General features: G+C 61.9%; 18 protein-coding genes. 4 read left to right on the top strand and 14 right to left on the bottom strand.

Annotation, left to right across the window (positions count from 1 at the left end; all coding sequences use genetic code 11):
* Positions 1–362 precede the first annotated feature (362 nt).
* The 3 genes from ligA to smc form a co-directional block, all read right to left on the bottom strand.
* Entirely contained in the window at positions 363–2,729 is a 2,367-nt protein-coding gene (gene ligA / locus ACZ3GY_RS23385; RefSeq protein WP_465912145.1) for an NAD-dependent DNA ligase LigA, read from the bottom strand.
* A gap of 99 nt (positions 2,730–2,828) precedes the next feature.
* A complete protein-coding gene (zipA, locus tag ACZ3GY_RS23380; protein WP_463565232.1) occupies positions 2,829–3,656 on the bottom strand; it encodes a cell division protein ZipA in 828 nt (275 codons plus the stop codon).
* Between the two features lie 224 nt (positions 3,657–3,880).
* Positions 3,881–7,369, bottom strand: coding sequence for a chromosome segregation protein SMC (gene smc, locus ACZ3GY_RS23375; RefSeq protein WP_465912144.1), 3,489 nt, complete (start codon positions 7,367–7,369; stop codon positions 3,881–3,883).
* Between the two features lie 272 nt (positions 7,370–7,641).
* On the opposite strand from smc, the gene ACZ3GY_RS23370 reads away from it, so the two are divergent.
* Positions 7,642–8,874, top strand: coding sequence for an MFS transporter (locus ACZ3GY_RS23370; protein ID WP_465912143.1), 1,233 nt, complete (start codon positions 7,642–7,644; stop codon positions 8,872–8,874).
* A gap of 160 nt (positions 8,875–9,034) precedes the next feature.
* A complete protein-coding gene (gene guaD, locus ACZ3GY_RS23365) occupies positions 9,035–10,342 on the top strand; it encodes a guanine deaminase (RefSeq protein WP_465912142.1) in 1,308 nt (435 codons plus the stop codon).
* A 330-nt stretch (positions 10,343–10,672) separates the two neighbouring features.
* Here guaD and ACZ3GY_RS23360 read toward each other — a convergent pair whose 3' ends face one another.
* The 5 genes from ACZ3GY_RS23360 to moaA all read right to left on the bottom strand — a co-directional run bounded on the left by ACZ3GY_RS23360 (position 10,673) and on the right by moaA (position 15,667).
* Complete coding sequence (locus tag ACZ3GY_RS23360; protein ID WP_463565236.1) at positions 10,673–11,455, bottom strand: ABC transporter ATP-binding protein; 783 nt, start codon at positions 11,453–11,455, stop codon at positions 10,673–10,675.
* The gene (locus ACZ3GY_RS23355) at positions 11,452–12,534 is read right to left on the bottom strand and encodes a FecCD family ABC transporter permease (RefSeq protein WP_465912141.1); all 1,083 of its coding nucleotides are present in this window, start codon (positions 12,532–12,534) and stop codon (positions 11,452–11,454) included. Before ACZ3GY_RS23355 ends, ACZ3GY_RS23360 begins: the two co-directional genes overlap by 4 nt.
* Positions 12,527–13,672: an ABC transporter substrate-binding protein gene (locus tag ACZ3GY_RS23350; RefSeq protein WP_465912140.1), complete on the bottom strand. Its 1,146-nt coding sequence runs from the start codon at positions 13,670–13,672 to the stop codon at positions 12,527–12,529. Before ACZ3GY_RS23350 ends, ACZ3GY_RS23355 begins: the two co-directional genes overlap by 8 nt.
* 226 nt (positions 13,673–13,898) lie before the next feature.
* On the bottom strand, positions 13,899–14,348 hold the full coding sequence (locus ACZ3GY_RS23345; protein WP_465912139.1) for a PA2169 family four-helix-bundle protein: 450 nt from the start codon (positions 14,346–14,348) through the stop codon (positions 13,899–13,901).
* Between the two features lie 323 nt (positions 14,349–14,671).
* Positions 14,672–15,667 carry a GTP 3',8-cyclase MoaA gene (moaA, locus tag ACZ3GY_RS23340; protein WP_465912138.1) on the bottom strand — a complete coding sequence of 332 codons (996 nt, stop codon included), beginning with the start codon at positions 15,665–15,667 and terminating at the stop codon, positions 14,672–14,674.
* Between the two features lie 291 nt (positions 15,668–15,958).
* On the opposite strand from moaA, the gene ACZ3GY_RS23335 reads away from it, so the two are divergent.
* Positions 15,959–17,410, top strand: coding sequence for an SLC13 family permease (locus ACZ3GY_RS23335; RefSeq protein WP_463565240.1), 1,452 nt, complete (start codon positions 15,959–15,961; stop codon positions 17,408–17,410).
* Between the two features lie 16 nt (positions 17,411–17,426).
* Here ACZ3GY_RS23335 and argR read toward each other — a convergent pair whose 3' ends face one another.
* The 6 genes from argR to acs all read right to left on the bottom strand — a co-directional run bounded on the left by argR (position 17,427) and on the right by acs (position 23,962).
* Positions 17,427–18,407: a transcriptional regulator ArgR gene (gene argR / locus ACZ3GY_RS23330; protein WP_463565241.1), complete on the bottom strand. Its 981-nt coding sequence runs from the start codon at positions 18,405–18,407 to the stop codon at positions 17,427–17,429.
* Between the two features lie 62 nt (positions 18,408–18,469).
* Entirely contained in the window at positions 18,470–19,234 is a 765-nt protein-coding gene (locus ACZ3GY_RS23325; protein ID WP_463565242.1) for an ABC transporter ATP-binding protein, read from the bottom strand.
* A gap of 41 nt (positions 19,235–19,275) precedes the next feature.
* Positions 19,276–19,974, bottom strand: a complete 699-nt coding sequence (locus tag ACZ3GY_RS23320; RefSeq protein ID WP_465912137.1) for an ABC transporter permease — start codon at positions 19,972–19,974, stop codon at positions 19,276–19,278.
* A 10-nt stretch (positions 19,975–19,984) separates the two neighbouring features.
* On the bottom strand, positions 19,985–20,674 hold the full coding sequence (locus ACZ3GY_RS23315; RefSeq protein ID WP_463565244.1) for an ABC transporter permease: 690 nt from the start codon (positions 20,672–20,674) through the stop codon (positions 19,985–19,987).
* Between the two features lie 171 nt (positions 20,675–20,845).
* A complete protein-coding gene (locus ACZ3GY_RS23310; RefSeq protein WP_463565245.1) occupies positions 20,846–21,625 on the bottom strand; it encodes an ABC transporter substrate-binding protein in 780 nt (259 codons plus the stop codon).
* 375 nt (positions 21,626–22,000) lie between these two features.
* The gene (gene acs / locus ACZ3GY_RS23305; protein WP_465912136.1) at positions 22,001–23,962 is read right to left on the bottom strand and encodes an acetate--CoA ligase; all 1,962 of its coding nucleotides are present in this window, start codon (positions 23,960–23,962) and stop codon (positions 22,001–22,003) included.
* Between the two features lie 243 nt (positions 23,963–24,205).
* Here acs and ACZ3GY_RS23300 point away from each other — a divergent pair, with 243 nt between their 5' ends.
* Positions 24,206–25,753: an EAL domain-containing protein gene (locus ACZ3GY_RS23300; RefSeq protein ID WP_465912135.1), complete on the top strand. Its 1,548-nt coding sequence runs from the start codon at positions 24,206–24,208 to the stop codon at positions 25,751–25,753.
* The last annotated feature ends 196 nt before the right edge of the window (positions 25,754–25,949 follow it).

The raw sequence follows: 25,949 nt of genomic DNA, 5'->3' as shown, positions 1-25,949 counted from the left end.
TAAACAAGCCATACACCGTAGGACCCCGCTTGCGGGCGAGAACGATTGCGGCCATCACGCAGAACCTAGGCATGACCGCCATTCGCCGGCAAGCCGGCTCCTACACGGTCGCGGCACCCTGCATCGTATTTGTAGGAGCCCCGCCCCCGGGGCGAATTGTGGGCATATCTCGGTAGCGAGGTTACCCGAGCCATTCGCCGCGAGGTCGCGGCTCCTACAGTCCGTTACGCCACGCGCACGTTGGCCCGTAGCCTGGCGTTGAGCGAAGCGATACCCAGGGGCCTTCCCAGGTGTCGCTGCGCTCTACCCAGGCTACGAGAAGCAACGGATAAGGGTGATGGGGATTAGCTGTCGCTACGAAATCACTCGGTGCCGATGCCAAAATCCGCCAGCCTGGCGATAAAGGTCTGCTCATCGAGCACGGCAACGTTCAGCTCGGTAGCCTTGGCCAGTTTCGAGCCGGCACCGGGGCCGGCGACCACGCAGGTGGTCTTTGCCGATACCGAGCCAGCGACCTTGGCGCCCAGGGCTTCCAGCTTGTCCTTGGCGATATCGCGGCTCATCACTTCCAGACTGCCGGTGAGCACCCAGGTCTGGCCAGCCAGCGGCAGGCCTTCGACCACCTTTTTCTCGCTTTCCCAGTGCATGCCGAAATCACGCAATTGCGCTTCGATGGCGCGTGCGCGCTCGGCATTTTCCGCCTTGGCGAAGAACTCCCGCACCGATTGCTTGGCCTTCTCGTTGAGCCCCTTCATGGCACTCAGGTCGAGCCAGTCAGCAGCGATCACACCGTCGAGGCTCTTGAAGCGCTCGGCCAGGTTCTTCGCGCCGGTCACTGCAACGAAGGGAATATTCAGCTTGTCGAGCAGCCCGCCCAGCGTCGTGCTGGCCGCGAACTCAGCGGACAGTTCGCCCTGATCCTGAAGTTCCAGGCCACGCTCGAGAAGGTGCTTGATGACGGTCTGGTTGTGCGCGTCCTCGAAGAAGCTGTGAATCTCGTGGGCGACCTCCAGGCCAACATCCGGCAGGTAGGTCAGCACCTCGGGCAGCGCCTGGGTGACGCGTTCCAGCGAGCCCAGAGAGCGGGCTAGCACCTTGGCGGTTTCCTCGCCGACATCGGGAATGCCCAGCGCATAGATGAAGCGTGCCAGGCTCGGTCGCTTGCTGTCGGCGATGGCATCGAGCAGCTTGCGGCTGGACACCTCGGCGAAGCCTTCGAGACCAACGATCTGTTCGAACTGCAGGGTGTAGAGATCGGCTGGCGAGCCTACCAGGCCTTCGTCCACCAGTTGCTCGACGCTTTTCTCACCCAGGCCTTCGATGTCCATGGCGCGACGCGAGACGAAATGGATGATCGCCTGCTTGAGCTGAGCCGCGCAGGCCAGGCGCCCAACGCAGCGATACACCGCACCCTCGCTGATCGTTTCACGGCCCTTGCTGCGCTTAATCAACTGGGTACGCTCCACCGCCGAGCCGCACACCGGGCATTGTTCAGGCACGGCGATCGGGCGGGCATTTTCAGGACGGCGCTCGGTGACGACCTGCATCACCTGCGGGATCACGTCCCCCGCGCGGCGGATGATCACCGTATCGCCGATCATCACACCGAGGCGCGCAACCTCGTCCATATTGTGCAGCGTTGCGTTGGAAACCGTCACCCCAGCCACCTTGACCGGCTTGAGACGCGCGACGGGCGTCACGGCACCGGTGCGGCCGACCTGGAATTCCACGTCGAGCAGCTCGGTCAGCTCCTCCATGGCGGGAAACTTGTGGGCGATGGCCCAGTGCGGGGTACGCGCGCGGAAGCCTAGCTGTTGCTGATCTTCGATGTTGTTGACCTTGAACACCACGCCGTCGATGTCATAGGCAAGGCCCATGCGCCGCTCACCGATATCGCGGTAATAGGCCAGGCAGTCTTCGACCCCCTTGGCCAGCTTCAACTCGGGGCTGATGGGAATGCCCCAGGTCTTCAGGCGCTGCAGCATGCCGACCTGAGTCGTGGCCGGCTCGGCGCTGTGCTGGCCAAGGCCATAGCAGCAGAACTCCAGCGGGCGGCTGGCGGTGATCTTCGAGTCCAGCTGGCGCAGGCTGCCAGCCGCGGCATTGCGCGGGTTGGCGAAAGTCTTGCCGCCAATCTCGGCCTGGCTGGCATTCAGTCGCTCAAAGCCTGCGCGGGAAATGAACACCTCACCACGCACCTCCAGCACATCCGGCCAGCCGCTGCCCTGCAACTTGAGTGGCACGTTGCGGATGGTGCGCACGTTGACGCTGATGTCTTCACCGGTGGTGCCATCCCCTCGGGTAGCGCCGCGCACCAGCTTGCCATCGCGATACAGCAGACTCACCGCCAGGCCGTCGAGCTTGGGCTCGCAGCTGTATTCGACGTCCACGCCACCACCGAACAGATCACCGCCCTGCAGACCAAGACCGCTCTGCACGCTGCGATCGAAAGCCCGCAGATCGTCTTCCTCGAAGGCGTTACCGAGGCTGAGCATCGGCACTTCATGCCGCACCTCACCAAAGGCGCTGAGCGCCTCGCCACCCACACGCTGGGTCGGCGAATCCGGCGTCACCAGCTCCGGGTGCTCGGTTTCGAGCGCTTGCAGCTCACGGAACAGTCGATCGTACTCGGCATCCGGCACGCTTGGCTCGTCGAGCACGTAATAGCGGTAGTTGTGCACATCCAGTTCGGTGCGCAGTTCGAGGATGCGTTGGGCGGAGTCTTTCATGCAGTAGTTCTCGACAAGGTACGGCGGCAGCGCAGAAATGAAAAACCCCAAGCCAAGCGCGTGGCTTGTAGCTTGGGGCTTGCAGCTAAAAGCTGCCGTTTAGCGTTTTTGCGTCAACAGTCGGCGCTCGTATTCGACGATGCGCTGACGGTAGTGTTCGATGGTTTGTGCGGTGAGCACACTGCGCTGATCGTCTTTCAGCTCGCCGTTGAGCTCGTGAGCCAGTTTGCGCGCCGCGGCGACCATCACGTCGAAGGCCTGCTTGGGATGACGCGGGCCTGGCAGGCCGAGGAAGAAGCTCACCGCACGGGTGCTGAAACCTTCGATGTCGTCCAGATCGAACGTGCCCGGCTTGAGCGCATTGGCCATGGAGAACAGCACTTCGCCATTGCCAGCCATGCTTTCGTGGCGGTGGAAGATGTCCATCTCGCCAAAACGCAGGCCACTTTCCAAAATGTTCTGCAGCAGTGCAGGACCTTTGAAGCCCTGCTCATCGCGGGAAATAACGTTGATAACCAGCACTTCGTCAACCGGCGCCTGATCCTTGCTCACGGTTTTGGCGGACAGGCTGTCGCGACCGCTGTCTTCGTCGCCGACTGGCGTCAGCAACATCGGCACTGGCTCGTCAGCGGCCAGATCCAGATCGCCCTGGCGCGGCTCGCCACGGCGACGGCTGTTAACGTCGCGCGCACTCAGCGAGGGCAGATCGTCCTCGTCCAGCGATGGCTCGTTATTGCGCTCGATCACCCGGGGTGGGCTGAGCAGGTCGGGATCACCGTCCTCATCAGGCAAGTTGGATACGCTGCGATCCAGCCGAAACTTCAGCTTGCCCTTGCCACCGCGCATCCGCCGCCACCCATCGAAGAGGATGCCTGTGATGACGATGATACCGATGATGATCAGCCACTCGCGTAGACCGAATTCCATGAAATGTCCTGACCCCTAAAGCAAAAATTGATGAAAAAAGGCGTCCTGGCCCGTCTTGATGACCTTGAAACGTGGCGCCAACTCCATGTTCTGAATGGCGTTTTCCCACGTGCAACAAAAGTGGGCGTTAAGCTAGCACGACGAAAGACAACTTTACACCGGCAAACACTGTAAAACCGCCGCTCTCGGCAGTTTTTACGCAACAGAATCTGTGGGGCGACGCCTCAGCTATCCACCATCGCCAACGCTTCCTCGACATCCACCGCCACCAGTCGCGAGCAACCGGGCTCGTGCATGGTCACGCCCATCAATTGATCGGCCATTTCCATGGCGATCTTGTTGTGGGTGATGTAGATGAACTGCACGGTTGCCGACATCTCCTTGACCAGCCGCGCGTACCTCCCAACGTTGGCATCGTCCAGCGGTGCATCCACCTCGTCGAGCATGCAGAACGGAGCCGGATTGAGCTGAAAAATCGAAAACACCAGCGCCAGCGCCGTCAATGCCTTCTCGCCGCCGGACAGCAAATGGATGGTGCTGTTCTTCTTGCCCGGCGGACGCGCCATGATGGTCACCCCGGTATCGAGTAGATCTTCGCCGGTGAGTTCCAAATATGCGCTGCCGCCACCGAAAACTTTCGGGAAAAGCGCCTGCAGCCCGGCGTTGATCTGGTCGAAGGTTTCCTTGAAACGGTTGCGAGTTTCCCGGTCGATCTTGCGGATGACGTTTTCCAGGGTCTCCAGTGCTTCGACCAGGTCGGCGTTCTGGGCGTCCAGGTAGCGCTTGCGCTCGGACTGCTGCTGGTACTCCTCGATGGCCGCTAAGTTGATCGCGCCCAAGCGCTGGATACGTGCCGCCATCTGTTCCAGCGTCTGCTCCCAGGCATTTTCGCTGGCGCCCTCGGGCAGCGTGGCGAGCACCCCATGCAGGTCGTAGCTGTCTTCCAGCAACTGATCCTGCAGGGCCTTGCGGCGTACGTTCAGCGACTGCCACTCAAGGCGCTGCTGCTCCAGTTGGCCACGCAACAATTGCGACTGCTGTTCGGCCTGGGTACGGCGTTTTTCAGCATCACGCAGTTCGCGGTCGGCATCTTCAAGGGCCAGCCGCGCCAAACGCAGCTCTTCCTCGACACTCATGCGTCGCTCGAGCAGTTCCTCGAGTTTCATGCGCAGCTCTTCCAGCGGAGCTGCACCCTCTTCCAGATTCAGATCAAGCTGTTCGCGCTTTTCATGCAGGCGCTCGGATTGCAGTTCGAGGCGTTCGAGCGCCTGGCGAGTAGAGTCGTGCTGGGCGCGCAGCGAACCCAGCCGCACGGCCAACTGGTGAGCGTGATCCTTGTGCTGGCGGGCGTCCTGGCGCACCCGATCGAGCCGTTCGCGCAAGGCGTCGCGGCTGGCCAATAGGCTTTCGCGCTGCTCGTTGTCGAGGGCCATGCTGTCCAGCGCATCCTGCAGGTGCAGGCGCGATTCGCCGAGTTGCTCATGCTCCAGAGCACGCTGCTCGGCAAGCTCGTTTTGCTCGGCCTCGATGCGCTGGCGACGCAACAGCAGTTGTTCGGCCTTGGCCTGACCAGCAGAAAGCTGAGCTTTCAGCTCGCCCAGGCGACGCGCGTGATCCTGCAACTGACGACGCTGCTGTTCACGTAATTCTTCTGCATCGCGCTGACGCTCGCGCAACGCCTGCAAGCGTTCTTCGAGCAGCGCCAATGCGGCCTCGCGCTCTTCGCGCTCCAGGCTCAGGCTTTCCAGCTCCTGGCCACGCGCGAGCACGCCGCTCTGCGCCTCGCTGGCACGGCGAACGCGCAGAAAATGCCGGCCGACCCAGTAACCATCACGGCTGACCAGGCTTTCGCCGGGCGCGAGGCCCGCGCGCTCCGCCAAGGCCTGATCGAGGTTCTCAACCGGGCGCACGCGCCCCAGCCAGGGGGTCAGATCGACCGGTGATTCGATCTTGTCCAGCAGGCTGCCGGGCATTCGCTCGCCATCGCTGCCGGTCGACACCAGGCGCAGCTCACCCTTATCCAGAGAGGAGAAGTCCAGGCCATTGAAATCATCCTGCAGAACGGCCTGCAAATCGGCGCCGAGCACGGTTTCCACCGCCAGTTCCCAGCCGGCTTCCACACGCAGACCCTCGGCCAAGCGTGGCCGCTTGTCCAGCCCATGTTCGCGCAACCACTCTGCCGCGCCGGTGCCGGGATCCAGCGCAGCCTGTTGCAGCGCCTCCAGAGAAGCCAGACGGCCATTCAGACGCTGCAGCTCACCCTGAGCCTGCTGCTGGGCCTGGCCAGCCTGCTGAAGGTCTTCGCGCAGCTGTTGCAGACTATCGGCCTGCTCGGCTTCCAGTTCCTGTAGCTGTTGCAGATCCAGCTCGCCAGCAGCGATCTGCTCGTTCAGCTCGATGAGCGCCGCATCTTCCGGGTCAGCCGTCAACTGTTGCAGCTCGTCGACCAGGCGGCGCTGACGCTCGCTGAGGCGTTCCAGGCTGTGTTCCAACTGCTGGATACGCGACTGCTGCACTTCCGCCTGGCGACGGGGCTCGGCGCTGCGCTGGTTGAAACCGTCCCACTGTTCCTGCCAGCCGTGCATGCCGGTTTCGGCTTCCTCCAGAGCGACGGCGGACTCTTCGGCAGCAGCGGCCGTGATTTCCTGCTCCGGCTCGAGCATGGCCAGTTCTTCACCCAGGGTCGCCAGCAAGGTGCGGTCATGACCCAAGTGCGATTCGGTTTCCAGGCGCGTGCGTTCGGCTTCGCGCAGGTCGTCCTGTAACTGACGCAGGCGCTGCTGGCCATGCTGGATGCTCTGCTCGACGCGGGCGATATCACCACCCACCGAATAGAAGCGCCCCTGCACCAGGTTGAAACCTTCGGACAACTCGTGATGACCATCGCGCAGGCGTTCGATGCTGGCGTCAGCATTACGCTGTTCAGCCACCAGGGCTTCGAAACTCACTTCCTGGTTGCCGATCACCGCCTCGCGCTGACCAACCTGCTCGTTCAGCGCCTGCCAACGCAAGGCGGTGAGCTGGGCCCTGAGCTGGCGCTCTTCGGCTTTATATTCTTGGTACTTTTCTGCCGCCTGGGCCTGGCGATGCAAGCGCTCGAGCTGACGCTCCAGCTCATCGCGCAGGTCGCTCAGACGCGCCAGGTTTTCGTGGGTACGGCGGATGCGGTTCTCGGTCTCGCGGCGGCGCTCCTTGTACTTGGAGATGCCCGCGGCTTCCTCGATGAAATTGCGCAACTCTTCCGGCTTGGCCTCGATCAGCTTGCTGATCATACCCTGCTCGATGATCGAATAACTGCGCGGCCCCAGGCCGGTACCGAGGAAGATATCGGTAATATCTCGACGTCGGCACTTCACGCCATTGAGGAAATAGGTGTTCTGGCTGTCGCGGGTTACCCGACGGCGAATGGAGATTTCCGCGAAGGCCGCGTACTCGCCGGTCAGCGTGCCATCGGAATTGTCGAAGATCAGCTCGATGCTGGCCTGGGTCACCGGCTTACGAGTGTTGGAGCCGTTGAAGATGACGTCGGTCATCGACTCACCACGCAGGTTCTTCGCCGAACTCTCGCCCATCACCCAGCGCACGGCATCGATGATGTTGGATTTACCGCAGCCATTGGGGCCGACGACCGCCGCCATGTTGCTCGGGAAATTCACCGTGGTGGGGTCGACGAAGGACTTGAAGCCCGCCAGTTTGATGGACTTCAGGCGCATGCTGGCAAGCCCGCCGTCACGGCAACCAAACAGAGGATCAAGTCAGCGGCGCACAGCGTCATGTAAGTCCTTGAGGCGCAATGCTTTCGAGTGCGTAAAACTGGCCAATCGCCAGAAGGGCCGGGGAGTTTAGCACAGCAGCGCAGGTTGGCTGTGTGCTTGCCGATACATATACGGAACGCCCCATCACCGGCAGCGATCCAATCGCCAAACCAGTGACATTGTCCGGGCGCCTTGCCTTGGCTTTCCATCCCCTCCTCGCGAGATTCATCATGCCGACATACGCATGCGCAGCCAAACTGGATCGTTTGAATTTCTTCCTGGCTGATGTACGCGACGGGCTGGGGCCTTACCTGGCGATCTACCTGTTGTCGGTGCATGACTGGAAGGCAGGCGACATCGGCCTGGTAATGGCGCTCGGCGGGCTGGCCGGACTGGCCTCGCAGATACCAGCTGGCGCGCTGGTCGACTGGGCCAAAGACAAGCGCGTGCTGATCGTCATGGCGGCGGCATTGGTGACGCTGTCCTGCCTGGTAGCGCTGTGGCAACCGGGTTTTACCTGGATCGTCATCAGCCAGGTGGCAGCCGGCATGGCCTCCTCGGTTTTTGCCCCCGCGCTGGCCGGCATCACCCTCGGTATCGTCGGCCCGAAAGCGTTTACCCGGCGCATAGCCCGCAACGAATCCTTCAACCATGCCGGCAATGCCACTGCGGCCCTGCTCGCTGGTGCCTTCGCCTACCTTTGGGGCCCGGCGGCGGTGTTTTACCTGATGACCGGCATGGCGCTGCTGAGCATGATTTCGGCCCTCAGCATTCCCTCAAGCGCCATCGATGCCGACCAGGCACGCGGACGGCAAGCCGGCGCAGCGCTGACCCCCTTGCGCCACTTGCTGAGCCAGCCACCGCTGGTGCTGCTGCTGGCGCTGAGCTGCGCACTGTTTCATCTGGCGAACGCCGCCATGCTGCCACTGGTCGGTCAGAAGCTGGCCCTGGCCAACCCGGACTTGGCGACCACGCTGATCTCGGCGTGCATCGTCGCCGCCCAGTTGGTGATGATCCCTGCGGCCATGCTGGTCGGTGCCCGCGCCGATCGCTGGGGACGCAAGCCGCTGCTAATGGCCGGTTTTCTGATCCTGCCGATCCGCGGTGTGCTGTACACGCTCAGCGATGACCCAGTCTGGCTGGTCTCGGTACAACTGCTCGACGGCATCGGCGCAGGGCTGTTCGGCGCGCTCATCCCGCTGATGGTGCGCGATCTGACCCAGGGCAGCGGGCACTTCAACATCAGCCTGGCCGCGGTGAGCCTGGTGTTCGGCATCGGCGCGGCGCTGAGCAATGGCCTGGCTGGCTACGTGGCAGAAGCCGGAGGGTACGACAGCGCGTTTCTGGTGCTTGCGGCGGTTGCCGGCTGTGCAGCACTGCTGCTGATGTTCCTGCCGGAAACACTGCGTACGGCCGAGTCGGCGACGCAATCGGTGGATCTACCCCCGCGCGCGGCGTCCTGAGCCCGCTCGCCCTTGGGCCGACATTCTTGTCGGCGGGGGCGTTGTCCCGCAAAATCCCCTTTCACCCCGGCGAGCGCCCCCGCTCAGTGCGCTCGGCCCTGCAGGCTTTCGCCTGCGCGCGATGCCAAGCCCTGCTCCACCGAATTGCAATCGAGGCCCCATGTCCAACGTCACCCACGCCTACCGCGGCGCCATTCTGCACAGCCTGGCCGATCCGGCCGAAGTCGGGATCGAGGCGTCCTACGCCTATTTCGAGGACGGCATTCTGCTGGTGGAAGACGGCAAGATCCGCGAGGTTGGCCACGCTGCCGATCTGCTGCCACGCCTGCGTGGCGTTGCACTGACCCATTATGAAAACGCGCTGATTACTCCCGGCTTTATCGATACCCATATCCACTATCCGCAGACCGGAATGATCGGCGCCTATGGTGAGCAACTGCTCGACTGGCTGAACACCTACACCTTTCCCACGGAAATGCGCTTCGCCGACAAGGCCCACGCCGATGAGGTGGCGGGCGTGTTCCTAAAAGAGCTGCTGCGCAACGGCACCACTACCGCACTGGTATTCGGCAGCGTGCACAAGCAATCGGTGGATGCCCTCTTCGAAGCGGCACAAGCGCTGAACCTGCGCATGATCGCCGGCAAGGTGCTGATGGATCGCAACGCCCCCGAGGCGCTGACCGATACCGTCGAGTCCGGCTATGCCGACAGCCGTGAGCTGATCGAACGCTGGCACGGCAAGGGCCGCCTGCACTATGCGGTAACGCCGCGCTTCGCGCCGACCAGCACGCCGGAACAACTGGCCATGGCCGGGCGCCTGCTGCGCGAATACCCGGATCTGTATCTGCACACCCACCTCTCGGAGAATCGCCAGGAGATCGAGTGGGTCAAGGAGCTGTTTCCGGAAAACAGCGGCTACCTGGATGTCTACGACAAGCACCAGTTGACCGGCCCGCGCTCGGTATTCGCTCACTCGGTGCATCTGTGCGACGCGGAATGCGAGCGCCTGGCGCAAACCGGCTCGGCTGTCGCCTTCTGCCCGACTTCCAACCTGTTTCTCGGCAGCGGCCTGTTCGACTTGCGGCGCATGGAACAGCACAAGGTACGCGTCGGCCTGGGCACCGACATCGGCGCCGGCACCAGCTTCTCGCAGCTGCGTTCGCTGAGCGAGGCGTACAAAATCATGCAGTTGCAGGGGCAGAAGCTCGACCCGTTCAAGTCGCTGTACCTGGCGACGCTGGGCAGCGCCCGGGCGCTGTATCTGGACGAGCGCATCGGCAACTTCGCAACAGGCAAGGAAGCGGATTTCGTGGTGCTCGATTACCAGGCCACGCCGCTGATCGACTATCGCCTCAAGCAGAGCAACACCTTGGCCGAGCGGTTGTTCGCCCTGATCACCCTGGGTGACGACCGGGTAATCAAGGAAACCTTCGCCGCCGGGCAGAGCGTGCACAGCCGCGATACATAGCCGCCGATCTCGAGGACCTGCAGGAGCCTGCTTGCGGGCGAATCGGGGCACGACACAAATCGTCGCAATGGCCACAACCGCATTGTAGGAGCCGCGACCCCGCGGCGAATGCTGGTCACACCGCAGATATTCTGAATAGCCACAACCGCATTCGCGCCGGGTCGACGCTCCTACCAGATTGGCGTCGAACCGCCATCTCGCGAACACCTCGGCACTGTAGGAGCCCGCTTGCCGGCGATTGGCGGCCATGCTGCCAAGCTGGCTGAACACCTGCGGTCGCATCGCCGGCAAGCCGGCTCCTACGGGGCAGTGACGTAATCCTGGGAAGGACTACGCGCCGATCACCGATACCGGGTAGATGGCGGTGAAGGCGCCGTCGTCCACGCTCAGGGTTCGGCAATCGACGCCATACACGGCCGCCAAATGCGCCGGGGTGAGCATCTCTTCGGTCGTGCCGCAGCCATGCACGCGGCCGTCGCGGATCATCAGTGCATCGTCGGCATAGCGGCTGGCCAGGTTCATGTCGTGGAAGATCGCCAGGGTGACGATGCCTTCGCGGCGGGTGTAGGCGCTCACCGCGTCGAGCATGTGCAGCTGGTTGGCCAGATCCAGCGCCGAGGTCGGTTCGTCGAGCAGCAGCAGGCGCGGGCTACGCACCAAGGCCAGAGCCAGCGAAATCATCTGCCGCTCGCCACCCGACAGCTGCCCCGGTTGCTGCTCGGCGAAACGTTGCAGGCCCAGCAGTTCGAGCACTTCACTGGCCCGTCGCTGGCTGTCCCGCTGGGTGGCCCAGCCGCGTGCACCGCCGTGTTGAGCCAGAAGCAGCAGCTCGTAGGTCGACAGGCGCACGTCGAGGTGGGTCAGATCCTGGGCCACGTAACCGATCAGCCGCGCCCGCAGCGCCGGCTCCAGACCGATCAGTTGCGTACCATCGATGGTCGCCGAGCCTTCGGCACGCAGCAGACCGCACAGGCCTTTCATGAACGTCGACTTGCCCGCACCGTTGGCCCCGAGCAGGGCCAGGGTACGGCCCGCTTCGGCACGCACGGCGAAGTCGTGGATGATCGGCCGGCCGCCAAGGGAAACACGGTAATCCTGACTGACAAAACTCATCGGGACGTCAGCCTCCGGTCACGCAAGATCAGAATGATGAAAAACGGCAGGCCGATCAGCGAGGTGACCATACCGATGGGCAGCACGGCACCCGGCACGATCAGCTTGCTCGCCAGAGACGCCAGGGTGACGAAGATGATCCCGCAGGCCAGCGTCACGCCGATGGTGAAGCGCTGATCCTCGCCGACCAGCAAGCGCGCCACATGGGGAGCGACCAGGCCGACGAAACCGATGATGCCGACCACCGAGGTCACCGCGCCGGCCAGCAGCGCCGCCAGCACCAGCATCAAGGTGCGCACGCGCTTGACGCGAATCCCGAACACCACCGCCTGCTCGCCGAAGCTACGCAAGGCAGTCAGTGCCCACGCCTGCATCAGCACCAGCGGTAACGCCACCAGCGCGATGGCAGCGCACAACGCGACCTTGCTCCAGGTCACGTGCAGCAAAGAGCCCATCAGCCAGAACACGATGCTTTGCAACTGATCGACGCTGGATACGTACTGCACCAGACCAAGCAGCGAGCTGAACACGAAATGCACCGCAATACCCAGCAGAGTGATGGCTTGCAGGCCGATCTGCCCGCGGGTCAGTAGCAGGATCACGCCAACGGTGAGCAACGAGAACAGGAAGGCGTTGGCCGTCACCACCATCTCGGCACCGAAACCCGGCAGCCATTGCGCCAGGGACAGGTTGAAAGTCAGCGCCAGCGCTGCGCCGAACCCGGCAGCCGAAGAAATGCCCAGGGTGAAAGGCTCGGCCAGCGGGTTGTCGAGCACCGTCTGCATGATCAGCCCAGCCAGCGCCAGGCAGGTGCCGGCCAGCACCGCCATCAGCGTCATTGGCATGCGCAGTTCCCAGAGAATGACCCGCGTGGAGGCGTCCACTCGATCCGGAGTGAACAGGCCTTGCACCGCATCTGCGAAACTCAGCGTGCCCGAACCCACCACCAGATCGGCGATGAAGGCGACCAGCGCCACCAGCAACAGGCCCACGAGCAAAAGGCTGCGCTGCCAGACTGCCCTGGCGTAACGCTGTTGGTAACCGTCGGCGGGCAGCGCGCCCACGGCAGAATCACTCACCGGCAGGCGCCTGACCGAAGAGGATCGCCGGCACTTCGCCAAGGCCAGTCATGCCCAGCAAGGTGCGGGTGCTTGCCGCCGGGTCAAGCCGTTCGGCAGCCTTTGGATAGAACCCCTGGGCCAGGTACTCGACAGCCAGGATGTTCCAGCTGCTGGCATAGAACTGGTGATAAACGCCATACACGCGGTTTTGCTGGGTGGCCTGTAACTGAGCCATGCCCGGACGCTGCAGCAGACGCTTCATGGAACTGTCGATGGCGGCCTGATCGACCGTGGGGCCGAAGCCGAACGGTGGCGAGATCGAGGTGTTGCCCGGGAACTGGGTGCCGCTCATCACGTAGATGTCGGGCTTCTTGCTGATCACCGTTTCCAGGGTCACGTCACCGCTGGCGCCGGGCAGCAACTGGCTACCCAGGTTGTCACCGCCAGCGGCCTGTATCAGCTTGCCCCAGTACACGTCTCCATGGGTGAAGCAGCAACTGGTGGCGCCGCCCTGCCCGGCCTTGGCTTCGACGAACACCAGCGGGCGCTTGCCCTGCTCGGTGATCAGGCGATCAACCAGCGCCAGCCGCGCCTTGTAGAAATCCAGATACTCGGTGGCGCGGGCCTCGCGGTCGAGCACCTTGCCGAGCAGCGCCACGCTGCGCTGGCTATTGGTGACCGGATCGAGATCGCTGTCGATGTAGATCACTGGAATTTTCAGCGCGGAGAGTTTGCGTTCGACACCCGCACCTTCAAGGGATTTGCGTGCGCGCAACTGGAACACCAACAGATCGGGCTTGCCGGCGACCACGGCTTCCAGGTTCATGTCACCGTCGTCACCGAACTGCATGTCCACGGCTTTCCCGGAACTCTTTGGCCATTGCTTCTGGAAAACCTGCCAGGTGTTGGGATCGGATCGCTTGATGATGTTGTTCCACACCGCGATGCGCTTGAAGGGATCTTCACGGTCGAGCAATGCCAGGCTGAACAGGTCGCGGCCGTCCTGCAGCACGATGCGCTGGGGCTCGTGCTCGATGGTCACCTGACGGCCAGCCAGGTCGGTCACGGTGAGCGGATAGTCGGTGGCATGCGCGGCGGTGCTGAGCAGCAGGCAGAGAGCGGCCGTGAGACGGACGAGAGGCGCGGGGATTTTCATGGAGGGAGAAACCTTTTACTGCGCGATGAAGCAAGCGGTGAACGCCAGCAGCGGAAAACGGAAATATAGCGTAACAAAGCCTCAAGCTAACGTCATTAAGAACTATTCTCGCTGAGCATGAAGAGCGCCACCCCACGATAAGCAACGACAACGTTTGCATTGCCTTGCCAGGAATTACACACAAAAAAAAGGATGCCCGCAGGCACCCTTCTTTCAACGGCTATGATCAACTGGCGCGTGCGGCATCACGCAGCGACTTGACCTGATCGTGGTTGCGCTGCACACCTTGCAGCTGCTTTTCCAGAACGCTGCGCACATTGGCCGGCAGGTCTTTCTCCAGCGCTTCGCGGTAGTTCTTCAGCGCCACGTCTTCGCCACGCTCGCACTCGTTGAGGATGGCCTCTTCGCTCTTGCCGGTGACCAGTGATTTCAGGTCGACCCAGCCACGGTGCAGGGCACCGGCTACGCTCGAACTGGTTTCCGGATCACCGCCCAGGCCACGAACCAGTTGCTGCAGTTCGGCAGCAGCACTTGCACAGTCTTGCGAACGTTGGGTGAAGAAGCTTTTGAGACGCGGCTCTTTCACGTCCTCGGCACACTCGCTGAAGCCCTTCTCGCCATCTTTGCTGGTTTCGATCAGGTCGTTCAGTACCGAAATAACGTCTTTGTTATCCACTTTGAATCTCCTCGTCGCTTCAGAAATTAGCCCTGTATGGGCCGCTCCCTTAAGTGGAGTGAGCGCTCGTTGCGGAGGTTCAGGGCAATTTCCGGCGGGATGCATTGACCGGCATCGTGTGGCTGCAGGCAAAGCCCCGCGTGGCCTGGGCGCGAACCGCTCGTCTGGAGAGCTTTGCCTCAGAACCTGTTCAAGGTCTTGCGAGCTAAAGTACTGCAAGGCAAAAACAGGCGAGCACGGAGAGTCTGCGGGGTTGTCAATGGGCCGCTCGAGCATGTTTTTAACGCAGCAGGGCCGACGCGCAGCAGACGTTGGGCAGCCTCTCAGCCGCCGGTCATGCTCATGAAACGTATCACCTGCACTTGCTCGTCGGTCTCGAAATGGTGGCGTTCAGGCTTGAGCTGCAGGGCCTTGAGCAACGCGTCGCGCAGCCGCTCGCTGTTGCCGGGATGAGCGCGCATCAATGTGCGCAGATCAAGGGCATTGTCGTGCCCCAGGCAGAGCACCAACTTGCCCTCGGCGGTAACCCGCACACGGTTGCAGTCGCCACAGAAATTGTTGCTGTGCGGCGAGATGAAGCCGACCCGGGTATCACTGCCGTTGACCTGCCAGTAACGCGACGGGCCGCCGGTGACATGGCTGCTGCGCACCAGCGGGTAACGCGCCTCGATGTGCTCGCGCACCACCTCGCTGGAGCAGAAGGTCTGCTCACGCTGGTGGCTGACCACACTGCCTAGCGGCATTTCTTCAATGAAACTGATATCCAGGCCGCGCGCCATGGCGTACTCGACCAGCTCAAGCACCTCGTCGTCATTGCGGCCGGTCTGCACCACACTGTTCAGTTTGATGCGTTTGAAACCTGCGGCCACTGCGGCGTCGATCCCGGCCAGTACCTGATCGAGCATGTCACGCCGAGTGAAGCTGGCGAATCGCTCGCGCTGCAGCGAGTCGAGGCTGACGTTCAGGCGGGTGACGCCGGCCGCGCGCAAGTCATCCGCCATGTGCGAGAGCTGCGAGCCATTGGTGGTGATCGACAGATCTTCGAGCTCCGGGCGCTCGCCAAGACGCCGCAACAGGCTCAACAGATTCTTGCGCACCAGCGGTTCGCCGCCCGTGATGCGGATGCGTTTGACACCCAGACCGATGAACGCATCGGCCACGGTGTACAGCTCTTCCAGGGTGAGGATCTGCGCACGCGGCGCGAAGACCATGTCTTCGCTCATGCAGTAGGTGCAGCGAAAATCGCAGCGATCGGTCACCGAGAGTCGCAGGTAGGTAATGCGCCGGCCGAAGGGATCGACCAACTGCGTCGTGTTCATGCGTCCCATCTCCCGGCCCTTGGGCCAGTTATTCATGGCTGCCACGGGAATGGCAGTGCGCAGCAAATCTAAGGCTGCAAGAAGGTGCCTAGTTTACCACGCCTACCGGGCCACCGCGCCGATCACAGGGTCACGAACTGACGGGCCGGATAACTATATATCCACGTATCCAGCGGCATAACAAACTGCACTAAAGCAGCTCGGGAAATTTGCTGAAACAGCTGCACCTGACCCTCGAGCGCTCAGGGCCCTCCAAGCTGGACACCGTGCAGATGGAACGAGATCAAAACAATGAGTGAAAGCAAACAAACCCACGGTGCGGTTATCGCCGCACGTATCGGCCTATTCCTCGGCCCCGTTTTGCTGTTGGCCTGCCTATTCAGCGGACCACCGTCCGGCCTGAACCAGGAAGCCTGGATGACCGTCGGCCTTGTTGGCTTGATGGGTACCTGGTGGGCCACCGAGGCGATTCCCATCCCGGCCACCGCTCTGCTACCGATTCCGCTGATTCCGTTACTGGGCATTGGCAGCACGCAAGAAGCCACATCACCATATGCCAACCCGACCATATTCCTGTTTCTCGGCGGCTTTCTACTGGGCCTAGGCATGCAGCGCTGGAACCTGCACAAACGCTTGGCGCTGCGTACGCTGGCAGCGGTGGGCAACCAGCCGGCACGCCAAGTTGGCGGGTTCATGTTGGCCACGGCACTGGTGGCCATGTGGGTCAGCAATACCGCCACGGCAATCATGATGCTGCCCATCGGCATGTCCGTCATCGCCATGCTCACGCAGCAGGGTGACGAACGCGAGCATGAGCGGTTCGCCACGGCGCTACTCCTGGGGATTGCCTACGCAGCCAGCATCGGCGGCATCTCCACGCTGATCGGCACACCACCCAATGCGCTGCTGGCGGCGTTCCTGAGCGAGAACCATGACGTGCAGATTGGCTTCGGCCAGTGGATGCTGATCGGCGTACCCGTAGCGACCTGCGTACTGCTCTTCACCTGGTGGTGGCTGACCCGCGGTGGCTTCAACCTGGAAGGCGACAGCCGCTCGGTGCTGGACAAGGAGCTGAGCGAGCTGGGTGCCTGGTCTGCGGGAGAGAAGCGCGTGGCTCTGGTATTCGCGTGCACGGCTGCCGCCTGGGTCACCCAGCCGCTGCTCTCGCAGTATGTCGAGGTCATCGACGACACCCTTATCGGTATGATTGGGGCCGTATCGCTATTTTTGATTCCCGCTCAGCGCGAAGGATCGAAGCGTATTTTCCTGATGGACTGGGAAACAGCCAATAAGGTGCCTTGGGGCATTCTGCTGCTGTTCGGCGGCGGCTTGTCGCTGGCCGCAGCAATCACTTCGACAGGTCTGGCGACCTGGATCGGTGAAGGCCTGAAAAATATTGGCACGCTGCATCTACTGCTGATCATCGGTGTGGTCACGCTGATCATCAACCTGCTGACTGAAATAGCCTCCAATACCGCCACAGCTGCCGCATTCCTGCCACTGGTCGCTGCGCTGGCAGTCTCTCAGGGGTTACCACCGGAACTGCTGGCTATACCGGCCACCATTGCGGCCAGTTGCGCATTCATGATGCCCGTCGCGACACCACCCAACGCCTTGGTATTTGGCACAGGGATGATACGCATCCAGTCGATGATCAAGACCGGTTTCGTTATCAACCTGTTCAGCGTGGTCATTGTGACCACGCTTTGCTATCTGCTGATTGGGCTGATCTGGAGCCACTGACAGCCAGGGCAGAGCCTCAGCCGCGCTCAGTAGGCGCCGAGGTCAGCTCGAAGGGGCTGTTGCTGCGCCGCTGGTTGCGATCTTCGCGCGGCGTGGCGCCAAAGAAGTTGCGGTAGGCGCTGGAGAAATGCGGCCCCGAGGAGAAACCGCAAGACAAGCCAATCTGAATGATCGATTTGCTGGTCTGCATCAGCAGTTGCCGCGCCTTGTTCAGGCGCAGCTCCAGGTAATACTGGCTGGGTACGCGATTGAGGTACTGCTTGAAGATGCGCTCGAGCTGCCGACGCGACACGCACACATGCTGGGCAATTTCGTCGGTGGTCAGCGGCTCCTCGATATTGGCCTCCATCAGCAGCACCGCCTGGGTGAGCTTGGGGTGGCTGGAGCCAAGGCGATTCTGCAACGGAATGCGCTGACGCTCCCCGCCCTCACGGATGCGCTCGACCACCAGCTCTTCAGACACCGCACCGGCCAGCTCGGCACCGTGATCACGGGCCAGCAGGGCCAGCAGCATGTCCATCACCGCCATGCCGCCGCAGGCGGTGAGGCGATCACGATCCCAATCGAACAGGTGGCTGGTGGCAATCACCTTGGGAAAGCGCTCGGCAAAGTCGTCCTGCCAACGCCAGTGCACCGACGCGCGATAACCGTCGAGCAAGCCGAGTTGCGCAAGCGGATAAACCCCCGCAGACACTGCGCCGATACAGCAGCCATTGCGCGCCACTTGCTTGAGGGCTGCAGCTAACGCCGGTGCTACGGCAGCCGGCGGCTCATCGGCAAGCAGGAACAACTTGCGATAACCGTCCAAATTGCCGACCCAAGGGCTGCCCGGCAGGCGCCAGGCGCCCTCGACAGGCTCTTCGGCCTGCAGGAACGACACCTCGTAAACCACTTCCGGATGGACGCGCTGAGCGACGCTCAGGGCCTCTTCCGCCAGCGCCAGAGTCAAAGGCTTGGTGGAAGGCCAAAGCAGGAAGCCGATTCGGTGGGCAGTCATGATGGGCAGGTCGGACTCTGAAGGCAGTGAAAGGTTGAGGCGTGCAGGGATGATAACCCCAACTACTTGAGACTACCGCTGAGGAACTGTTGCAGACGTTGAGATTGCGGATTGGCCAGCACCTCACGCGGGTCGCCCTGCTCTTCCACCACGCCCTGATGCAGGAACAGCAACCCGTTGGAGACTTCGCGGGCAAAGCCCATCTCGTGGGTGACCACCACCATGGTACGCCCCTCGCTGGCCAGATCACGCATCACCTTCAACACATCGCCGACCAGCTCCGGGTCAAGCGCCGAGGTGGGCTCGTCGAACAACATGACTTCCGGCTCCATCGCCAGCGCACGGGCAATCGCCACGCGCTGCTGCTCGCCACCGGACATGTGCGCCGGATAGGCTTCCTTGCGATGCGCCACGCCAACCTTGTGCAGGTAGTGCTCGGCCTTCTCGCGGGCTTCGGCCTTGCTCATGCCCAGCACGTGTACCGGCGCCTCCATGACGTTTTCCAACACGTTCATGTGCGACCACAAGTTGAAGTGCTGAAACACCATGGCCAAACGCGAGCGCAGGCGCTGCAACTGCTTGTCGTCGGCGGCGCGCAGGGCGCCGTCCTTGCCGGGCACCAGTTTGAGCGCTTCGCCATTGAGCAGGATCTGCCCGGCGTGAGGCTGCTCGAGCAAGTTGATGCAACGCAGGAAGGTGCTCTTGCCGGAGCCACTGGAGCCGATGATGCTGATCACGTCGCCGGCCTTGGCAGCCAGCGACACGCCCTTGAGCACCTCGTGGCTGCCGTAGCGCTTGTGCAGATCCTTCACTTCGAGCTTGTACATGCTTTCCACTCTCTTGAGCCGCTACTTCGTAAAATGGTCGATCAGCTGCGCCGCGGTGCCAGGTAGGCCAGCCAGCGGCGCTCGGCCAGCTTGAACAGGCGCACCAGAATGAAGGTCAGGCACAGATAGAACAGGCCGGCGGTGATGAACGCCTCGAACGGCAGGTAATACTGGGAGCTGACCGTACGCGCCGCACCGGTGATGTCGATCAGCGTGACGATGGACGCCAGGCTGGTGGTGTGCAGCATCATGATGACTTCATTGCTGTACTGCGGCAGTGCCCGGCGCAGTGCCGAGGGCAATAGAATGCGGCGGTACAATTTAGCCCGCGACATACCCATGGCCTTGGCTGCTTCGATCTCACCATGGGGCGTGGTCTTGAGGCTACCGGCGAGAATCTCGGCGCTGTACGCACTGGTATTGATGGCAAAAGCCAGACAAGCGCAGAAGGTCGCATTGGACAAGTACGGCCACAGCACGCTTTCGCGCACGGCCTCGAACTGGGCCAGGCCGTAGTAGATCAGGAACAGTTGCACCAGCATCGGCGTGCCGCGAATCACGTAGGTGTACAGCCAGGCCGGGCCGTTGACCCACGGCGAGCGCGAGGTGCGCATCAGCGCCAGAGGCACGGCGAGCAGCAGGCCGAAGAACAGCGCGATGGCCAGCAGCTTGAGGGTGACCAGCACGCCGCCGAGATACAGCGGCAGGCTGTCCCAGATGACGTTGTAATCGAAGATCATCGTTCGCCCCTCACAGTTCGGCGGCCTTGGTGCCGACCGAGTAGCGTTTTTCCAGATAACGCAGGGCCAGCAACGAAACACTGGTGATCAGAAGATACAGACCAGCCACCGCCAGGTAGAAGGTGAAGGGCTCACGCGTGGCATCGGCGGCGCTCTTGGCCTTGAACATCATATCCTGCAGACCGACCACCGAGATCAGCGCCGTGGCCTTGGTGAGCACCAGCCAGTTGTTGGTGAAACCGGGAATGGCGAAACGGATCATCTGCGGCACCAGAATGCGCAGGAACACCTGCAGGCCGCTCATGCCATAGGCCGCCCCCGCCTCCGCCTGTCCCTTGGGAATGGCCATGAAGGCACCGCGGAAGGTTTCCGACAGGTAGGCGCCGAAAATGAAGCCCATGGTGAACACGCCGGCGACGAAGGGATTGATATCGATGTACTCGTCATAGCCGAGCATCGGCATCACCCGGTTCACCAGATCCTGGCCGCCGTAGAAGATCAGCAGGATCAGCACCAGATCGGGAATGCCGCGGATCACCGTCGAATAGGTCTCACCGAGCACCGCCAGCCAACGCACTGGCGACAGCCGAAAGGCGGCGCCAATCAGCCCGAGCACGATGGCCACCGCCATCGACGTCAGAGCCAGGATCAGGGTGAGCCAGGCGCCATCGAGAATGGACGAGCCGTAGCCGTTGAGCATCCGCTTACCTCATGGGTGCGCCATCGGGCGCCGGAAATGCAACGCAAAAGTGGCACACGCCAAGAACAGTCAGCGTGTGCCACCCTTCGACAAGGAACCACGATCTGGCGAGCTAAGGCCGTGCAAGCGTGTTTTTAACGCCGCATGGCCGACGCACGGCAGATCGAGGCCTTACTTGCCGTAGACGTCGAAGCTGAAGTATTTGTCCTGAACGGCCTTGTACTTGCCGTTTTCGCGGATGGCCAGGATCGCGGCGCTGATCTTCTCGGCCAGCGCCTTGTCACCCTTACGTACAGCGATGCCCTGGCCTTCGCCGAAGTATTTCTCTTCGGTGAAATCCGGGCCTACGAAGGCGAAGCCCTTGCCGGCGTCGGTCTTTAGAAAGCCGTCTTCGATGTTCACCGAGTCAGCGATGGTGCCGTCCAGGCGACCAGCGCTGAGGTCCAGGAACACTTCGTTCTGCGAGCTGTAACGTACGATCTCGGCACCAGCAGGGACGAAAACGTCGGTGGCGTAGCGGTCATACACGGAGGAACGCTGTACGCCGATCTTCTTGCCCTTGAGGTCGTTGGCCACGTCGTTCATCACCGCACCGCTCTTCATCGCCAGCTTGGCGGGAGTGGCGTAGTACTTGCCGGTGAAGTCCACGGCGCGCTTGCGCTCTTCGGTGATGGACATCGACGACAGCACGGCGTCGAACTTGCGGACTTTCAGTGCCGGGATCAGGCCGTCGAACTCCTGCTCGATCCACTTACACTCGACCTTCATTTCTTCACACAGGGCGACACCGATGTCGTAATCGAAGCCGGTGATGTTGCCGTCGGGAGTCTTGTAGGCGAACGGCGGGTAAGCCGCTTCGATACCGATACGCAGCGCCTTGGCCTCCTGGGCCATGGTCAGCGGCGAGAGCAGGGATAGTGCCAACGCGCCGAGCAGTGCGATCTTTTTCATGAGGAAAAACTCCTGACATGGATGGGGTTTCGCTGGCCCGAAGCGGATCGCCGGGGCCATGGAGAAGTGACGTCGCAAGCGTAGCGCAGGGCTGCAGGCGTCGCACGGAAGTGCGGCATTCTAGCGATAGCGCGGCGGGTGATATTTCCTAGATGCGACAACTAATTACAGATGAAAGTGAGCGCCGACGCGACCATCTTGACAGAATAAAAATAGGCGAGATCAGATTTCGCCCGACATCCAACCCGAGAGCAGCTCTGCGATCCTGTTGCTGGCTCTCGTTGCATCACCAAGGACAGTGAACGTTAGCCCAATGCAAAACGCCCCACGCGGCAGTACCGGCGCAGGGCGTTTTGCATTCAGGGCTGGATCAGATCAGGCACAGGCAGTCTGCATCGACTTGTGGGTGTCGATCAGGTGCTGCACCACGCCCGGATCGGCCAGGGTGGAAATGTCGCCAAGAGAGTCGTACTCGGCCGTGGCGATCTTGCGCAGGATGCGGCGCATGATCTTGCCCGAGCGAGTCTTCGGCAGGCCAGGCGCCCACTGAATCACGTCCGGCGTGGCGATCGGCCCGATTTCCTTGCGAACCCAGGTCTTGAGCTCCTGACGCAACTGCTCGGACGGTTCCTGCCCCTGATTTAGTGTCACGTAAACGTAGATGCCCTGCCCCTTGATGTCGTGCGGTACACCAACCACCGCTGCCTCAGCGACTTTCGGGTGGGCGACCATGGCGCTTTCCACTTCCGCCGTGCCCATGCGGTGCCCGGAAACGTTGAGCACATCATCGACACGACCGGTAATCCACCAGTAGCCGTCTTCGTCACGGCGTGCGCCGTCGCCGGTGAAGTACATGCCCTTGAAGGTCTTGAAGTAGGTATCGACGAAACGATCATGGTCGCCGTACAGGCTGCGCGACTGACCCGGCCAGGAATCGAGAATCACCAGATTGCCTTCGGCAGCGCCCTCGATGATGTTGCCCAGGTTGTCCACCAGTGCCGGCACAACACCAAAGAACGGACGCGTCGCAGAACCCGGCTTGAGTGCGGTGGCGCCAGGCAACGGGGTGATCATGAAACCGCCGGTCTCGGTCTGCCACCAGGTGTCGACGATCGGGCAGCGCGACTGGCCGACCTTCTCGTAGTACCAGTTCCAGGCTTCCGGGTTGATCGGCTCGCCCACCGAACCGAGCAGGCGCAGACTGGAGCCATCGGCACCTTCGACGGCAGCGGTGCCTTGGGCCATCATGGCGCGAATCGCGGTCGGCGCGGTGTAGAGGATGTTGACCTTGTGCTTGTCGATGATCTTCGACACGCGGGTCACATCCGGGTAGTTGGGGATGCCTTCGAACAGCAGCGTGGTCGCGCCGTTGGCCAACGGGCCATAGACGATGTAGCTGTGGCCGGTAACCCAACCCACGTCGGCAGTGCACCAGTAAATCTCGCCCGGTTTGTAGTCGAACACGCGCTCATGGGTCAGCGCTGCGTACAACAGGTAACCACCGGTGGTGTGCAAAACGCCCTTGGGCTTGCCAGTAGAACCGGAGGTATAGAGGATGAACAGCGCTTCCTCGGCGCCCATTTCCTTCGGCGCGCAGACACTGCCTGCGACCTTCATCAGATCCTCGAACCAGATGTCGCGGTGCTGGTTCCACTTGATCTCGGAACCCGTGCGCTTGACCACGATGACCTTCTGGATGCTGCGTGTCTCAGGGTTGGTCAGGGCATCGTCGACGTTGGCCTTCAGCGGGACTTTCTTGCCGCCGCGCAGGCCCTCATCCGCGGTTATTACCACCTTGGAGGCGCAGTCGATGATGCGACCGGCCAGGGCATCCGGAGAGAAACCACCGAACACCACGGAGTGGATCGCGCCGATACGGGCGCACGCCAGCATGGCCACCACGGCTTCCGGGATCATCGGCATGTAGATGGTCACCACGTCGCCACGGTGGACGTCCTGGCCACGCAGGGCGTTGGCGAACTTGCACACTTGTTCGTGCAGCTGCCGGTAGGTAATTTCCTTGTGCTCGGACGGATCGTCACCTTCCCAGATGATCGCGATCGTATCGCCGCGCTCTTCCAGATGGCGATCCAGGCAGTTGTAGGAAACGTTCAGGGTGCCGTCGGCGAACCACTTGATATCGACATGGTGGTCGTCGAACGAGGTCTGCTTGACCTTGGTGAAGGGCTTGATCCAGTCGAGACGCTGAGCCTGCTCACGCCAGAAGCCATCCGGGTTGATCACGGACTGCTGGTACATGGCTTTGTAGGTGGCTTCGTCGGTCAACGAATTGGCCGCCACCTCGGGGCTCACGGGATACAGGGACGCAGCGCTCATTGATTCACCTCGGTTATTGATGTTGTTCTTCTATAAGCACATTTGTAACCATCCCCCCCCTTCACAACCATTCGACCATGGTCTTACCGCCGCTAGACCTTGGTCGCAGCTCGCACACCAAGCTGGCGAATGAACACCAAGACATCAGATGACAGACCTCTGCAAACAATTCGAGACGCAGCGGACATTCTTGTCGTACAACTTTCGCTAAGCTTGCGAAAGCACCCCGGATCAAGGATCGTCATGCCCTTCTCCACCCTTCGCTCCCGCGGACGCGTTCGGCGCCTGAGTACCTCACTGGGCGTGGCGGCGCTACCGCTGCTGCTCGGCATTCCGCTGATGTACTGGCAGGTCGAGACGCTATTGGTGGATCGTGCAGAGAAGAGCGCGATGGATGCCCGGGTGCAGCTGGAAGTCGTACTCGACAATGCGGAGCAGGCTGCCAGTGCGGTGATCGAACTCTCGGCTCGCCCCTGTGCAGAAGTGGAATCCCAACTCCGTCGCCAGGTAACCGCTAGCCCCTTTGCCCGCTCGGTCAATCTGGTACATGAGGGCATCATCTATTGCACCTCGCTGATGGGGCCTTACGATATTGCCGAAGAGCCTGCCGCCTACATCGAAGGCCGCTTGCGCCTGATGTCCGGCAACACGGTCACACCGGAACGTGCCCTGCTGGTCTACCGCCAGAGCAACGATAACGGTGGCGTGCTCATCGGCATCGACGGTCAACATCTGAACAACCTGCTGCAGGTCAATGGCCAGGAAGTCCCCCTGCAGCTAACAGTCGGCGCCAACTGGATGACCGCCGATGGCATCGTCAGTCAGACTGCAGTGACGCAGTACACCGACTATCCCTTCAGCACCGCATCGTCGCGCTATCCATTCGAGGTACTCGCCAGCTACCCGACCGGCGCCTCGCTGCAGTACATGCGAACGCACTATCTGCCACAGTTCCTGCTGTTCCTGGTGCTGGGGGCGCTGGCCGGCACTGCGACCTACCGTTTCAGCCTGCGTTCAGCCTCACCCAGCGGCGAACTGCAGCGCGCCCTGGAGGCAGGCGAATTCATTCCCTACTACCAGCCGCTGGTGGACGCTCGCAACGGCTGCTGGGATGGCGTGGAAGTGCTGATGCGCTGGCAGCACCCCAGAGAAGGCCTGGTGCCTCCGGATCAGTTCATTCCCCTGGCCGAGCGTGTGGGCCTGATCGTGCCCATGACCAGCGCCCTGATGAGCCAGGTACGCGAAGATTTCACTAGCCGAGCAGAGGACTTGCCGTCGGGCTTTCATGTCGGCATCAACATCACCGCGGCGCACTGTCAGACCCTGCACCTGGTGGAAGAGTGTCGCGACTTTCTGGCGGCCTTTCCTGCCGGACGCATCAACCTGGTACTGGAGCTCACTGAGCGCCAGATGATCACGTCCACCGCGGTGACTGAACAACTGTTCGCTGAACTGCGCAAGCTGGGCGTGCGCATCGCCATCGATGATTTCGGCACCGGCCACTCCAGCCTCGCCTACCTGCGCGAGTTTCGCGTCGACTACCTGAAGATCGACCGCAGCTTCGTCTCCATGATCGGCTCGGACGCCCTGTCACGGCATATCCTCGACAACATCCTCGACCTAGCGGTGCGCCTGGAGCTCGGCCTGGTCGCCGAGGGGGTGGAAACCGCTGAACAGAGTGAGTACCTCAGCCAGCGTGGCGTACAGTTCCTGCAGGGCTACCTGTTCGCCAAGCCAATGCCTGCCGAAGCCTTGTTCAGCAGACTGGCAATCCCACCTGAGCGTTCCTGATCCAGCGCAAAAAAAGAACCCGGCGCAAAGGCCGGGTTGAGGAAAGCAATGACTGGCTCAGCGTGGCCTACATGCCCAGGAAGTTCGGCAAGCCCAGCGAAATGAACGGCACGTAGGTCACCAGGAGCAGGAAGCACAGCATCACCAGCAGCCACGGCGATACCGCGCGCACTACACGGGTCAGCGGCATGCCGGT

The organism is Pseudomonas sp. PME37.24/006 (assembly GCF_055556635.1).
Note: the sequence above shows the minus strand (reverse complement) of the source record. Positions and strands in the feature narration are given on the sequence as shown.

What these genes read in the sequence shown, in the direction of transcription:
- guaD (WP_465912142.1), top strand. Translation starts at nt 9,035, where the DNA reads ATGTCCAACGTCACCCACGCCTACCGCGGCGCCATTCTGCACAGCCTG.
- ACZ3GY_RS23325 (WP_463565242.1), bottom strand. Translation starts at nt 19,234, where the DNA reads ATGTACAAGCTCGAAGTGAAGGATCTGCACAAGCGCTACGGCAGCCAC.
- moaA (WP_465912138.1), bottom strand. Translation starts at nt 15,667, where the DNA reads ATGAACACGACGCAGTTGGTCGATCCCTTCGGCCGGCGCATTACCTAC.
- ACZ3GY_RS23335 (WP_463565240.1), top strand. Translation starts at nt 15,959, where the DNA reads ATGAGTGAAAGCAAACAAACCCACGGTGCGGTTATCGCCGCACGTATC.
- ACZ3GY_RS23320 (WP_465912137.1), bottom strand. Translation starts at nt 19,974, where the DNA reads ATGATCTTCGATTACAACGTCATCTGGGACAGCCTGCCGCTGTATCTC.
- smc (WP_465912144.1), bottom strand. Translation starts at nt 7,369, where the DNA reads ATGCGCCTGAAGTCCATCAAACTGGCGGGCTTCAAGTCCTTCGTCGAC.
- acs (WP_465912136.1), bottom strand. Translation starts at nt 23,962, where the DNA reads ATGAGCGCTGCGTCCCTGTATCCCGTGAGCCCCGAGGTGGCGGCCAAT.
- ACZ3GY_RS23315 (WP_463565244.1), bottom strand. Translation starts at nt 20,674, where the DNA reads ATGCTCAACGGCTACGGCTCGTCCATTCTCGATGGCGCCTGGCTCACC.
- ACZ3GY_RS23350 (WP_465912140.1), bottom strand. Translation starts at nt 13,672, where the DNA reads ATGAAAATCCCCGCGCCTCTCGTCCGTCTCACGGCCGCTCTCTGCCTG.
- ACZ3GY_RS23370 (WP_465912143.1), top strand. Translation starts at nt 7,642, where the DNA reads ATGCCGACATACGCATGCGCAGCCAAACTGGATCGTTTGAATTTCTTC.
- argR (WP_463565241.1), bottom strand. Translation starts at nt 18,407, where the DNA reads ATGACTGCCCACCGAATCGGCTTCCTGCTTTGGCCTTCCACCAAGCCT.
- ACZ3GY_RS23300 (WP_465912135.1), top strand. Translation starts at nt 24,206, where the DNA reads ATGCCCTTCTCCACCCTTCGCTCCCGCGGACGCGTTCGGCGCCTGAGT.
- zipA (WP_463565232.1), bottom strand. Translation starts at nt 3,656, where the DNA reads ATGGAATTCGGTCTACGCGAGTGGCTGATCATCATCGGTATCATCGTC.
- ACZ3GY_RS23360 (WP_463565236.1), bottom strand. Translation starts at nt 11,455, where the DNA reads ATGAGTTTTGTCAGTCAGGATTACCGTGTTTCCCTTGGCGGCCGGCCG.
- ligA (WP_465912145.1), bottom strand. Translation starts at nt 2,729, where the DNA reads ATGAAAGACTCCGCCCAACGCATCCTCGAACTGCGCACCGAACTGGAT.
- ACZ3GY_RS23310 (WP_463565245.1), bottom strand. Translation starts at nt 21,625, where the DNA reads ATGAAAAAGATCGCACTGCTCGGCGCGTTGGCACTATCCCTGCTCTCG.